At 75.3% G+C, this 15091-nt stretch carries 1 protein-coding gene; it reads left to right on the top strand.

The features are described from left to right. Positions 1-14 precede the first annotated feature (14 nt). A complete protein-coding gene (locus AC07DO_RS37725; protein WP_479066640.1) occupies positions 15-15038 on the top strand; it encodes a type I polyketide synthase in 15024 nt (5007 codons plus the stop codon). Positions 15039-15091: the final 53 nt, after the last annotated feature.

A 15091-nucleotide genomic window follows, 5' to 3' on the forward strand; every position in this document is an offset into this window, starting at 1 on the left:
GAAGCGAGACACCCATGCCGGACAACGACAAGCTCCTCGAATACCTCAGGCGTGCCACCGCGGACCTGGGGGACGCCAGGCGGCGCCTGCGCGAGGCGGAGGACGCCCGCCACGAACCCGTCGCGATCGTCGCCATGAGCTGCCGCTACCCCGGCGGCGCCGACACCCCCGAGCGGCTCTGGGACCTCGTCGACAGCGGCACCGACGCCATCACCGAATGGCCCACAGGACGCGGCTGGGACACCGAGGCGCTCTACCACCCGGACCCCGACCACCCCGGCACCTCCGCCACCCGCCACGGAGGGTTCCTGCACGACGCCGCCGACTTCGACCCGGGCTTCTTCGGGATCTCGCCGCGCGAGGCCCTCGCCATGGACCCGCAGCAGCGCCTCGTCCTGGAGACCGCCTGGGAGGCCGTCGAGCGCGCGGCCATCGACCCGGCCGCGCTGCGCTCCACCCGGACCGGCGTGTTCATCGGCGCGATGCGCAACGACTACGGCAGCGCCTCGCGTGACATCCCCGAGCTGCAGGGCCTCCTCGACACCGGCACGGCCGCCAGCGTCGTCTCGGGCCGCGTCGCCTACACCCTCGGCCTCGAAGGCCCCGCGATCAGTGTCGACACCGCCTGCTCGTCGTCCCTGGTCGCCCTGCACCTCGCGGTCCGTTCGCTCCGTGCGGGAGAGTGCTCCCTCGCCCTCGCGGGCGGTGTCGCGGTGATGGCGACGCCGGACGCGTTCGTCGCCTTCAGCCGCCAGCGCGCCCTGTCCGCGGACGGGCGCTGCAAGGCCTTCGCGGCCTCCGCCGACGGCACCGGCTGGTCCGAGGGCGCCGGCGTCGTCGTCCTCGAACGCCTCGCGGACGCCCGCCGCAACGGCCACCGGGTGCTCGCCGTCGTCCGCGGCTCCGCCGTCAACCAGGACGGCGCGAGCAACGGCCTCACCGCCCCCAACGGGCCCGCCCAGGAACGCGTCATCGCCGACGCCCTCGCCGACGCCCGGCTCGCGCCCGGCGACGTCGACGCCGTCGAGGCGCACGGCACCGGCACCCGGCTCGGCGACCCCATCGAGGCGCAGGCCCTGCTGGCCGCGTACGGGCGGCGGCGCGATCCCGAACAGCCGCTGTGGATCGGCTCGTTGAAGTCCAACATCGGCCACACCTCGGGCGCGGCCGGCGTCGGCGGCGTCATCAAGATGGTCATGGCGCTGCGCCACGGGCGGCTGCCCCGCACCCTGCACGTCGACGAGCCGACCCCGTTCGTCGACTGGTCGCAGGGCGCCGTCCGCGTCCTGACCGAGCCCCGCTCCTGGGACACGCCGGGGCGGCCGCGCCGGGCCGCGGTGTCCGCCTTCGGCGTGAGCGGCACCAACGCGCACCTCGTCCTCGAAGAAGACCTCGCGCCGGTGGCCGCGGAGGAGGTCGCGCAGGACGCCGTACCGGACGCCGCACCAGGTCGCCCCCTGCCCTGGGTGCTCTCCGCGCGTGACGCGGACGCCCTGCCCGCCCAGGCCGCGCGTCTGCTCGCACACGTCGAGGCCACGGCGGCGGCCCCGCACGCGGCCTCGGCCCCGGAGGCTCCGGCAGCGACGGACGGCGCCATCGGCCGGGCCCTCGCGACCACTCGCTCCGCCTTCGAGCACCGCGCCGCCGTCGTGGCGGACGACCGGGCCGGGTTCGTCGGGGGGCTCGCCGCGCTCGCCGCGGGCACCCCGTCCCCGCACGTCGTGCGAGGGACGACCGGGCCCGTCGGCAAGACCGTGTTCGTCTTCCCCGGCCAGGGCTCCCAGTGGCCGGGCATGGCGGTCGGTCTCCGTGACGCGGAGCCGGTGTTCGCGGCCCGGATGGCGGCGTGCGAGCGGGCGCTCTCGCCGTACGTGGACTGGTCGTTGGAGGCGGTGCTTCGCGGCGCGGACGGCGCGCCGTCCCTGGAGCGCGTGGATGTCGTGCAGCCCGCGCTGTTCGCGGTGATGGTGTCGCTGGCGGAGCTGTGGCGCTCGTACGGGATCGAGCCGGACGCGGTGGTCGGGCACTCCCAGGGGGAGATCGCCGCCGCGTGCGTGGCGGGCGCGCTGTCCCTGGACGACGCGGCGAAGGTCGTCGCGCTGCGCAGCCGGGCGCTGGGGGAGATCGCGGGGCGCGGTGGCATGGCGTCCGTGCCACTGCCCGCCGCCGACGTCGGCCCGCACCTGGAGCCGTGGGCCGGGCGGCTGTCCGTCGCGGCCGTCAACGGGCCGTCGGCCACGGTCCTCTCCGGGGACCCGGAGGCCATCGAGGGCGTCGTCGCCGCGCTCGTCGCGCAGGACGTGCAGGCCCGCGTCATCCCCGTCGACTACGCCTCGCACTCCGCGCACGTCGAGGAGATCGAGGAGCGGCTGCACACCGTGCTCGCGGGCATCACACCGCGCGCCGGCGCGGTGCCGTTCTACTCCACGGTCGACGCCGACTGGGTGCCGGACACGACGGTCCTCGACCCCGCGTACTGGTACCGCAACCTGCGGCGGACCGTGCGCTTCGAAGAGGCCGTCCGAGGTCTGCTCGGCCAGGGGTACGGCTTCTTCGTCGAGATCAGCGCCCACCCGGTGCTCACCGTGGGCGTGGAGCAGACCGCCGAAGCCGCGGGCCTCGAACGGCCCGCCGCCGTGCTCGGCACGCTCCGCCGCGACGAAGGCGGCCAGGACCGCTTCCTGCTCGCCCTCTCCCAGGCCCACACCCGCGGCCTCTCCCCGGACTGGTCCCGGGTGTTCGCCGGGCACGACGCGGTGGCCGAACTGCCCACGTACGCCTTCCGCCGACGTCCGTACTGGCTGGAGTCGCCGCCCACGCCGACCGCGGCGGGAGCGCCCGCCGACCCCGTGGAGGACCGCTTTTGGGAGGCCGTCCGCACCGGCGACCTGCCCGAGCTGACCGCCACCCTCGGTGTCGGCCCCGACGAACCGCTCAGCGCCGTCCTGCCCGCGCTCGCCACCTGGCGGGAGCGGCGCGCCGAACTCGCCACCGTCGAGTCCTGGCGCTACCGGCCCACCTGGCAGCCCCTGCCCGAGCCGGCCGCCGCCCGCCTGTCCGGCACCTGGCTCGTCCTGACGCCCGCCCCGCAGGCCGCGGCCGAGTGGAGTTTCGCCTGCGTACGCGCCCTGGAGGAGGCCGGTGCCACCGCGGTCGCCGTCGTCCTCGACGAGACCGACACCGAACGCGGCCCGCTCGCCACCCGGCTCACCGACGCCCTCGCGGACGCCGAGCCCACAGGTGTCCTGTCGCTCCTCGCCACCGACGTACAACCGCACCCGCGCCGTCCGGCGGTACCCGTCGGCGCGGCCCTCAATCTCGCCCTCCTCCAGGCACTCGGTGACGCCGGTGTCGACGCGCCGCTGTGGTGGGCCACGCGCGGCGCCGTCGCCGTCGGCCCCGCCGACGCGGCCGTCAGCCCCGCCCAGCACGTGAGCTGGGGCCTCGGCCGGTGCGCCGCCCTGGAACACCCGCGCCGCTGGGGCGGGCTCGTCGACCTGCCGCGGGAACTCGACGCGCGGGCCGCGGCCCGGCTGTGCGCGGTGCTCGCCGCGCCCGGCGCCGAGGACCAGCTCGCCGTGCGCGGCGCGGGCGTGCACGGCCGTCGGCTCGTCCGCGCCCCGCTCGGCGACGCCGCGCCGCGCCGCACCTGGACCCCGCGCGGCACCACGCTGATCACCGGCGGCACCGGCGGCCTCGGCGCGTACATCGCCCGCTGGCTCGCCCGCGAAGGCGCCGAGCACCTCGTCCTCGTCAGCCGCCGCGGCCCCGACGCGCCCGGAGCCGAGGAACTCGTCAGGGAACTGGCCGACTTGGGCGCCCGCGCCACGGTCGCCGCCTGCGACATCACCGACCGGGACGCCCTCGCCGCCCTCGTCGCCGACCTGGCGGCCGACGGCTGTGAGATCCGCTCCGTGCTGCACGCCGCCGCCGGGGGCTCGCTCGTGGCCCTCGAAGAGACGGACCTGGACGAGTTCGCCGACACCCTGCACGCCAAGGCGCTCGGCGCGGCGCACCTGGACGCGCTGTTCGACCGGGACACGCTCGACGCCTTCGTGCTGTTCTCCTCCATCTCCGGCATGTGGGGCAGCGCCATCCACGGCGCGTACGCCGCCGCCAACGCCCACCTAGACGCGCTCGCAGAGAACCGCAGGGCACGCGGTCTCACCGCCACCTCCGTCGTGTGGGGCATCTGGAGCCCCGAGGACGGCGGCGGCATGGCCGCGAACCTCGCCGAGGACCAACTGCGCGCCCAGGGCGTGGTGTTCATGCCGCCCGCCACCTGCGTCACCGCCCTCAAACAGGTCCTCGACCACGACGAGACCCTCACCCTGGTCGCCGACATCGACTGGGACCGGTTCGCCACGGTCTTCACCACCGGCAGGCCGAGCCCCTTCATCGGCTCCGTCCCCGAGGCCCACGCCGCCCTGGAGCCGGGCACCGCCCCGGACCACGACGACACGGCCCCGGCCACCGGGAGCCTCCGCGACCGGCTGCGCGACCTGAGCGAACCCGAGCGCGAACGCGCCCTGACCGACCTGGTGCGCACCGAGGCCGCGGCCGTGCTCGGCCACGACACCGACGACTCCATCGCGCCCGACCGCGCCTTCCGCGACCTCGGCTTCGACTCGCTCACCGCGGTCGAGATGCGCAACCGGCTCACCGCCGCGACCGGTCTGCGCCTGCCCGTCACCGTCGTCTTCGACTACTCCTCGCCCGGCGCCCTCGCCCGCCACCTGCGCACCGAACTCCTGGGCGGCCGGGCCCCCGTGGCCGCCACGCCGGTCGTACGCGCCGCCGCGGACGACGACGACCCGATCGTCGTCGTCTCCATGAGCTGCCGCTACCCGGGCGGCGTCGCCACCCCCGACGAGCTGTGGCGGCTCGTCGCCGAAGGCCGCGACGCGGTCGCCGAACTCCCCGCCGACCGCGGCTGGAACCTGGACGCGCTCTACGACGCCGACCCCGACCGGCCCGGCACCAGCTACGCGGCGGCGGGCGGCTTCGTGTACGACGCGGGCCGCTTCGACGCGAGCTTCTTCGGGATCTCGCCGCGCGAGGCCCTCGCCATGGACCCGCAGCAGCGGCTCCTCCTGGAGACCTCCTGGGAGACCCTGGAGCGGGCCGGCGTCGACCCGCGCACCCTGCGAGGCAGCCGCACCGGCGTCTTCGCGGGCGCCGCCTACCAGGGGTACGGCGGCAGCATGGACGACGTCCCCGAGGAGCTCGAAGGGCTCTTCGTCGCGGGCATCTCCACCAGTGTCCTGTCCGGCCGCATCGCGTACACCCTCGGGCTCGAGGGCCCGGCCGTGACCGTGGACACGGCCTGCTCGTCCTCGCTCGTCGCCGTCCACATGGCCGCGCAGGCGCTGCGCAACGGCGACTGCGCCCTCGCGCTCGCGGGCGGCGCCACCGTGATCGGCTCACCGCTCACCTTCACCGGCTTCAGCCGTCAGCGCGGGCTCGCCGCCGACGGGCGCTGCAAGTCCTTCGCGGCGTCGGCCGACGGCTTCGGCATGGCGGAGGGCGTCGGCCTGCTGCTCCTGGAGCGGCTCAGCGACGCCCGCCGCAACGGCCACCCCGTGCTCGCCGTGCTGCGCGGCTCCGCCATCAACCAGGACGGGGCGAGCAACGGCCTCACCGCCCCCAGCGGCCTCGCCCAGCAGCGCGTGATCAACGAAGCCCTCGCCGACGCCGGTCTCACGGCCGCCGACGTCGACGCCGTGGAGGCGCACGGCACCGGCACCACCCTCGGCGACCCCATCGAGGCCCAGGCCATCCTCGCCACGTACGGGCAGGACCGCGAAACACCCCTCCACCTGGGCTCGTTGAAGTCCAACATCGGACACAGCCAGGCCGCCGCGGGCGTCGCGGGCATCATGAAGATGATCCTGGCGATGCGCCACGAGGTGCTCCCGGCGACCCTGCACGTGGACGCGCCCTCCCCGAACGTCGACTGGTCCGCCGGAGCCGTCTCACTGCTCACCGACGCCGCGCCCTGGCCCGCGAACGGACACCCGCGGCGCGCGGGAATCTCCTCCTTCGGGCTGAGCGGCACCAACGCCCACGTCATCGTCGAACAGCCGCCCGCCGAGGCGGAAGCCGTAATCGAGGCTCCGGACGTGGAGTTGGACGTGCCGTGGGTCCTCTCCGCGCGCACCCCCGAAGCCCTCCACGAGCAGGCCGTACGGTTGCGCGCCCACGTCGCCGACCGGCCCGGCCTGCGCCCCGCCGACGTCGGGCACTCCCTGGCCACCACGCGCACCGCCTTCGAGCACCGCGCCGCCGTGGTCGGCTCCGACCGGGGCGCCCTCCTCGCCGCGCTAGACACCCTCATCGACGGCCGCACCGGCCCCGACGCCGTACGCGGCACCGCCGCCCAGGACGGCCGCGCGGTGTTCGTCTTTCCCGGGCAGGGGTCGCAGTGGCCGGGGATGGCGCGTGAACTCCTGGACTCCTCACCGGTGTTCGCTGCTCGTATCGCCGAGTGCGGTGATGCTCTCGCTCCGTTTACGGACTGGTCGCTGGTCGACGTACTGCGTGAGGTTTCTGATGCGCCGTCGCTGGACCGTGTTGATGTGGTGCAGCCGGTGTTGTTCGCGGTGATGGTGTCGTTGGCGGAGGTGTGGCGGTCGTACGGGGTGGAGCCGGCTGCTGTGGTGGGGCATTCGCAGGGGGAGATCGCGGCTGCCTGTGTGGCCGGGGCGCTGTCGTTGGAGGACGCTGCCCGCGTCGTCGCCCTGCGCAGCAAGGCGCTGGTGGCGCTGACCGGCCGGGGCGGCATGCTCTACGTCCCGCTGCCCGTGGAGCAGGTCGAGGCCCGGCTCGCGCCCTGGGCGGACCGGCTCGACATCGCCGCCGTCAACGGCCCCACGACGGTGACCGTCTCGGGCGACCCCGCCGCCCTCGATGAGCTGCACGGCGCGCTCGCCGACGACGGCGTGCTGTGCTGGCCCATCCCCGGCGTCGACTTCGCCGGGCACTCGCCGCAGGTCGACGAGATCCACGACGAACTGCGCACCCTGCTCGCCGGGATCACCCCGCGCCCGTCCCGCGTGCCCTTCTACTCGACCGTCACCGGCCGCGCGCTCGACACCTCCGGACTCGACGCCGCGTACTGGTACCGCAATCTGCGCGAACCCGTCGCCTTCCGCCGGGCCGTGGACGCCCTCGTCGCCGACGGGCACCGCCTGTTCGTCGAGACCAGCACCCACCCGGCGCTCACCGTCTGGCTCCAGGAGGCACTGGAGACGGCCGGCGGCACCGGGGGCGTCGTGGGCACCCTGCACCGGGGCGAGGGCGGCCGCGCCCGCGTACTCACCTCGCTCGCCGAACTCCACGTCCTCGGCCACCCGGTGGACTGGGACGCGGTGTTCGACGGCACCGAGGCCCGCCGCTGCGAGCTGCCCACGTACGCCTTCCAGCGCCGTCACTACTGGATGGAGCCCTCGCCCCGCAGCGAGGCGGCAGGCGGCGCCGACCCCGTCGACCAGGGCTTCTGGGACGCCGTGACCGGGCGGGACGCGGACGCCCTCGCCACCCACCTGCGCATCGAGGACGACGACGTACGGGCCGCCATGACCACCGTGACGCCCGCCCTCTCCGGCTGGCTGCGCGGGCGCCGGGGCCGCTCCACGCTGGACTCCTGGCGCCACCGCGTCACCTTCAAAGCCCTTGCGCAGCAGCGCGGTTCGGGTCTCACGGGTACGTGGTGGCTCGCAGTGTCCGAAGGTGCCGCCGAGGCCCCGGCCGTGACCGCCTGCGCGCAGGCCCTGCGCGAGCACGGTGCACACCTTGTCCTGGTGGAACTCGGCGCCGAGGACGCCGGGAGAGACGGTCGGCGACCGCTCGCCGACCGCCTGCGCGCCCTCGCCGAGGAGTCTCCGGCCGACGGCGTGCTCTCCCTGCTGGCCCTCGCCGAGTCCCCGTACGCCGAAGGGACCGCCCTGCCCACCGGCCTGGCCCTCACCACCGCGCTGCTTCAGACGCTCGGCGACGCGGACGTGCGGGCACCGCTGTGGTGCGCGACCCGGGGCGCGGTCGCCGTGGGCCGCTCCGACCGGCTCGGCGCACCCCTCCAGGCGCTGCTGTGGGGCCTCGGCGGGGTCGCCGCCGTCGAGTACCCCGAGCGCTGGGGCGGCCTCGTCGACCTGCCCGAACGGCTCGACGAACGGGCCCGCGGCAGGCTCGCCGCCCTCCTCGCCCACCCGGACGGCGAGGACCAGCTCGCCGTGCGCGCCTCCGGGGTCTTCGGCAGGCGCCTCGCCCACGCCGAGCCGCGGCGCGAACCCGTCGGCACCGGCTGGACGCCCGACGGCACCGTCCTCGTCACCGGCGCCACCGGCGGGCTCGGCGCCCGCATCGCCCACAGGCTCGCCCACAGCGGCACCGCACACCTGCTGCTCACCAGCCGCGGCGGCCCGGACGCCCCCGGCGCCGAAGCACTCGCTGACGAACTCAACGCCACAGGGGCCGAGTTCACCATCGCCGCCTGCGACGTCGCCGACCGCGACGACCTCGCACGGCTCCTCGACGGCATCCCGGCGGAACGGCCGCTGCGCGCCGTGTTCCACGCCGCGGGCGTCCTGGACGACGGCGTCCTCGACACCCTCACCCCCGAGCGCACCGCCGGAGTGCTGCGCCCCAAGACGGACGCCGCACTCCATCTCGACGAGCTCACCCGGGCCCGGGGTGCGGACCTGACGGCCTTCGTGCTGTTCTCGTCGCTCGCCGGGACGCTCGGCGGCACCGGGCAGGGCAGCTACGCCGCCGCCAACGCCTTCCTCGACGCCCTCGCACAGACCCGCCGTGACCAGGGCCTGCCCGCCACCTCCGTGGCCTGGGGCCTGTGGGGCGGCGACAGCCTGGCCGCGGGCGCCACCAGCGAGCGTCTCGTCCGCAACGGCCTGCCCGCCATGGACCCCGAGCTCGCCGTCGACGCCCTGTGGCAGGCCCTGGACGACGACGAGACCCGCCTGATCGTCTCCGACTTCGCCTGGGACCGTTTCGTCCGCGCCTACACCGCGCTGCGCCCCAGCGCCCTCCTCGGCGACCTCCCCGAGGTACGCCGCGTCGCCGAGAACGCGGCCGCGCCCGGCGGGGGAGAGGACGGCCTCGCAGCCAGGCTCGCCGGCCTTTCCGAGGCCGAACGCGGCGAAAAGCTGGCCGACCTGGTGCGGTCGTGCGCCGCCGACGTCCTCGGCCACGACGACCCCGCCGCGATCGAACCGGAGCGGGCGTTCAAGGACCTCGGCTTCGACTCGCTGACCGCCGTCGAGCTCCGCAACCGCCTGGCCGAGGCCACCGGCCTGCGCCTTCCCGTCACCCTCGTCTTCGACCACCCGACCACCGCCGCGCTCGTCGAGCACCTGCTCGCGGAACTGCCCGGCGCGTCGCATCCCACCGGCGCGCCCACCGCCGAGCACGCCCCCATGGCCCGCGTCGTCCTGGACGACGACCCCATCGCGATCGTCGCGATGAGCTGCCGCTTCCCCGGCGGCGTCACCAGCCCCGAGGAGTTCTGGCAGGTCCTGGCCGAAGGCACCGACGCCATCTCCGCGTTCCCCACCGACCGCGGGTGGGATCTGGCGGGCCTCTACGACCCCGACCCGGAGAAGGTCGGCCGCACCTACGCCCGCGAAGGCGGATTCCTCTACGACGCCGACCACTTCGACCCGGCCTTCTTCGGCATGTCGCCCCGCGAGACCCTCGCCGTCGACCCGCAGCAGCGCCTCCTCCTTGAAACCGCCTGGGAGGCGCTCGAGCGGGCGGGCATCGACCCGCGGACCGTCAAGGGCAGCGACGGCGGCGTCTTCGTCGGCTCCAGCTACCGCGACTACGGCTCCCGCGTCACCGAGCCGTCCGAGGAGTTCGAGGGCTACCTCGGCATCGGCAGCGCGGGCAGCGTCGCCTCCGGCCGCATCGCCTACACCTTCGGCCTGGAAGGCCCGGCCGTGACCGTCGACACGGCCTGCTCGTCCTCGCTGGTCGCCGTCCACATGGCGGCGCAGGCGCTGCGCGGCGGCGAGTGCTCGCTGGCGCTCGCGGGCGGTGTCACCGTGATGGCGACGCCGGGCGCGTTCGTCGAGTTCAGCCGCCAGCGCGGCCTCGCCGCCGACGGCCGGTGCAAGCCGTTCGCGGCCGCCGCCGACGGCACCGCCTGGGCCGAGGGCGCGGGCATGGTGCTCCTGGAGCGGCTGTCGGACGCCCGCCGCAACGGCCACCCGGTACTCGCGCTCGTCCGTGGCTCCGCCGTCAACCAGGACGGCGCGAGCAACGGCCTCACCGCCCCGAACGGGCCCTCCCAGCAACGCGTCATCCGCCAGGCACTCGCCGGCGCGGGCCTCGCACCCGGAGACGTCGACGCCGTGGAGGCCCACGGCACGGGAACGAAGCTCGGCGACCCCATCGAGGCACAGGCGCTCCTCGCCACGTACGGGCAGCAGCGCCCCGCCGAACGCCCGCTGCTCGTCGGCTCGCTGAAGTCCAACATCGGGCACAGCCAGGCCGCCGCGGGCATCGCGGGGATCATCAAAATGGTCCTCGCCATGCGGCACGGCACGCTCCCGGCGACCCTCCACGTCGACGAGCCGACGCCGTACGTGGACTGGACGGCGGGCCATGTGCGGCTGCTCACCGAGAACACCGCGTGGCCCGACGGCGACCGGCCGCGCCGCGCCGCCGTGTCGTCCTTCGGCGTCAGCGGCACCAACGCCCACACCATCCTGGAACACGTCCCCGAGCCCCCGGCCCCGACGCCTGCCGCAGTACCGTCGGACGCGTCCTTCCTGCCATGGCTGCTTTCCGCCCGCGGCGAGGAGGCGCTGCGCGCCCAGGCCCGCCGGCTCCTCGACCGTGTCACCGTCGGCACCGCCGATCCGTCGCCCCATGCCCATGCCCATGCCCTTGCCCATGCCGACGCCATCGGCAAGGCCCTGGCCACCGGCCGCAGCTCCTTCGAGCACCGGGCCGTCCTGGTCGGCGCCGACCAGGACGCGCTGGTAGCCGCCCTGGCCGCGCTCGCCGACGGCACCGCCTCACCCGACGTGATCACGGGCGTCGCCGGACGGGTCGGCAAGACCGCCTTCCTGTTCCCGGGGCAGGGCAGCCAACGCCTCGGCATGGGCGCCCAACTCCTCGACAGTTCCACGGTGTTCGCCGACGCCTTCGACGCGGTGTGCGCGGAGATCGACCCTCTCCTGGACCGGCCGCTGCGCGATGTCGTCCACGCCGTGGCGGGCAGCGACGACGCGGCGCTGCTCGACACCACGGCCTACACCCAGCCCGCCCTGTTCGCGCTCGGCGTCGCCCTCCACCGGCTCGTCGAGTCGTACGGGGTACGGCCCGACCTCGTCACCGGGCACTCCGTGGGACAGCTGGCCGCCGCGCACGTCGCCGGGGTGCTGTCGCTGCCCGACGCGGCCGCTCTCGTGGCCGCGCGCGGCCGCCTGATGCAGGCCATGCCCGAGGGCGGCGCGATGGTCGCGCTCACCGTGCCCGAGGCGGAGCTGCTGCCCCAACTGGCGGGCCGGGAGCACGAGGTCGCGGTCGCCGCCGTCAACGGGCCCGCCGCCACCGTCCTGTCCGGCGACGCCGCGGCCGTCGAGGAGATCGCCGCACACTGGCGCGAGAAGGGCGCCAAGACCCGGCGGCTCACCGTCAGCCACGCCTTCCACTCGCCGCACATGGACGGCATGCTGGCCGAGTTCCGGGCCGTCGCCGAACAGATCACCTATCACGAGCCGCGCATCCCCGTCGTCTCCGACCTCACGGGCGCCCTCGCCACCACCGACGAACTGCGCGACCCCGACCACTGGGTCCGCCACGTCCGCTCCACCGTCCGCTTCCACGACGTCGTACGCGCCCTGGCGGCCGAGGGCGCCACCGCCCTGCTGGACCTCGGCCCCGACGGCGCCCTGGCCGCGCTCAGCCAGGACTGCCTGACCGGAGCCGACGGCAGCACCGACGGTGTCGACGGGGCCGATGGGGCTGCCAGTGTCGATGGGGCTGCCGGTGTCGATGGGGCTGCCGGTGTCGCCTCGGTGGCGCTGCTGCGCAAGGACACGCCGGAGCCCGCCGCGGTCACCGCCGCCCTGGCCCGCCTGCACGTCCACGGCGTCGCCGTCGACTGGGCACCGCTGTTCGCCGACGTGCCCGACGGACACGTCGCGCTGCCCACGTACGCCTTCCAGCGCTCCCGCTACTGGCTGCCGCCCACCCAGGCCGCGGGCGACATGCCCGCGGCGGGTCTCCTGCCGTCCACGCACCCGCTGCTCGGCGCGGGCTCCCCGCTCGCCGACACCGGAGGATTCCTGTTCACCGGCCGGCTGTCCGTGGCCGCCCACCCCTGGCTCGCCGACCACGCCGTCCACGGCGGCGCCCTCTTCCCCGCCACGGCCTTCCTCGAACTCGCGGTCCACGCGGGCGACCAGGTCGGCTGCGCGGAGGTCGACGAACTCACCCTGGAAGCCCCCCTGCCCCTGCCCGAGCAGGGCGCCGTCACCCTCCAGCTCACCGTGCAGCCGCCCGACGCGACGGGCGGCCGGGCCTTCGCCGTACACGCCAGGACCGAACACGCCGCGCCCGACGAGCCCTGGATCCGGCACGCGAGCGGCCACCTCGGCGACGGTGCGCCGGCGAAGGCCGACGACCTCACGGCATGGCCGCCCCCCGGAGCCGAAGCCCTCGACGTCGACGACCTCTACGAGCGTCTCGCCGACGGCGGTTTCGCCTATGGGCCCGCCTTCCAGGGCCTGCGCGCCGCCTGGCGCCTCGGCGCCGACATCTACGCGGAAGCACGCCTGCCCGAGGAGCAGCAGGCGGACGCCGGCCATTACGGTCTCCACCCGGCGCTCCTCGACAGCGTCCTGCACTCGCTGGCCTTCAGCGTGCTCGAAGGCAGCGACCAGGGCTGGCTGCCCTTCTCCTGGAGCTGCGTACGGCTGCACGCGTCGGGTGCGGCGGCCCTGCGGCTGCACATGACGCCCACGGGGGGCGACGCTGTCGCCCTGACGGTCGCCGACCCCACCGGAGCGCCGGTCGCCTCCGCCCGTTCCCTGGTGCTCAGGCCGGTGACGGCCGAGCGGATCCAGGAGTCCCGCACGGGCGCCGAGTCCGGCGGCACGGGCGCGTACGAGGACATGTTCCGCCTCGAGTGGCCCGTCGCCGCGAACGCCACGGACGGGCCCGAGTCCCTGGCCGTCCTCGGAAGTGACTTCGCCGACGGAAGTGACTTCGCCGACCTCGCCGCCCTGGGCGCGGCGGTCGACGCGGGCGCCGAGATGCCCCGCTTGGTGCTGACCGCCCTGTCGGGTGCGGGCAGCGGCGACGACCTGGTCGCGTCCGTGCACGAACTCACCGCGCACGTGCTTGAGTTGGTCCAGAGGTGGCTCGCCGATGAACGGTTCGCGAAGGCGCGGCTGGTCCTCGTCACCGAGGGCGGCGTCCCCGTGGCCCCCGGCGACGACGTGCCCGACCCGGCGCACGCCGCCGTGTGGGGCCTGGTCCGCTCCGCGCAAACCGAGAACCCCGACCGGTTCGTACTCCTCGACACCGACGGCGACGCGGCCTCCCGCGAGGCCCTGACCGCGGCACTCGGCACGGCGCTCGCCACGGGCGAGCCCCAACTCGCCCTGCGCGCCGGGCGACTCCACATCGCGCGCCTGGCCCGCGTGCCCGACTCCCTGCCCACGGCCGAAGCCCCCTGGGACCCCGACGGCACCGTCCTGATCACCGGCGGCACCGGCTCCATCGGCGCGCTGGTCGCCCGCCACCTCGCGGGCGAGCACGGCGTACGACACCTGCTGCTCACCAGCCGCAGCGGACCCACCGCCGACGGCGCGGGTGAACTCCTCGAAGAACTCGCCGCGTTGGGGGCCGACACCGAGATCGTCGCCTGCGACGCCGCCGACCGGGAAGCCCTGGAAAAACTCCTCGACGGCCTGGAGCATCCGCTGCGCGCGGTCGTGCACACCGCGGGCGTCATCGACGACGGCGTGGTCGCCGACATGACGCCCGAGCAGCTCCACCACGTGCTGCGCCCCAAGGTCGACGCCGCCGTCAACCTGCACGAACTGACCGCCGACCAGGACCTCACCGCGTTCGTCGTGTTCTCCTCCATCGCCGGCGTCTTCGGCGGCATGGGCCAGGCCAACTACGCGGCCGCCAACGCCTTCCTCGACGCCCTCGCCCACCGGCGGCGCGCACGCGGCCTGCCCGGCACCTCACTCGCCTGGGGCCTGTGGGCCACCGGCGGAGGCATGACAGGACACCTCGGCGAGGCCGACCTCGCCCGCATCGCACGCGGCGGCATCGTCGCCTTCGCGCCCGCCGACGGCATCGCCCTCTTCGACACGGCCACCGGCCTGGACGCACCCGCGCTCATGCCGCTGCGCCTCGACACCGGCGCCCTCGCGGAACAGGCCGCCGCGGGCGGAGTGCCCGCCTTCCTGCGCGGACTCGTCCGCACCCCCGTACGCCGTGCCGCGGCGGGCGAGGGACCGGGCCCCGACGCCGCGGACGCGCTGCGACAGCGCCTGACAGGGCTGCCCCCGGCGCAGCGCGAACGGGCCCTCGTCGACCTGGTCCGCACCCACGCCGCACTGGTGCTCGGCTTCCCCGACCCGGTGGCCGTCGGCCCCGAACTGCCCCTGCTCGAACTCGGCTTCGACTCGCTGACCGCGGTCGAGCTGCGCAACCGGCTGCGGTCCGCCACCGGCCTGCACCTCCCCGCGACCCTCCTCTTCGACCACCCCACGGCCGCCGCCGTCGCCCGCCACCTCGCCGAGGAGCTCGCCCCGGAGGACGGCCCGGACGGTCCCGCACCCGCGGTCCTCGCCGAACTCGACCGCCTGGAGTCCGCGATGCGCGACCTCGTGCACGACGACGGGACACGCGCCGCGCTCGCGGCCCGGCTCCAGGGCCTCCTGGAGACCCTGCGCCCGGACACCGACCCCGAAGCGGACGCCGTCGAGGACCGCATGGGCTCCACCGACGACGAACTCTTCGACTTCATCGACAGCGAACTCGGCCGCCCATGACGTAACCGACGCCACCCGCACGCCCCGACAGCCCTCCGCCCGCCCCCGCGTAC

The organism is Streptomyces sp. NPDC045678, assembly GCF_056432085.1.

Excerpts from the sequence above, each read along its gene's own strand:
- AC07DO_RS37725 (WP_479066640.1), top strand. The coding sequence starts at position 15 with ATGCCGGACAACGACAAGCTCCTCGAATACCTCAGGCGTGCCACCGCG.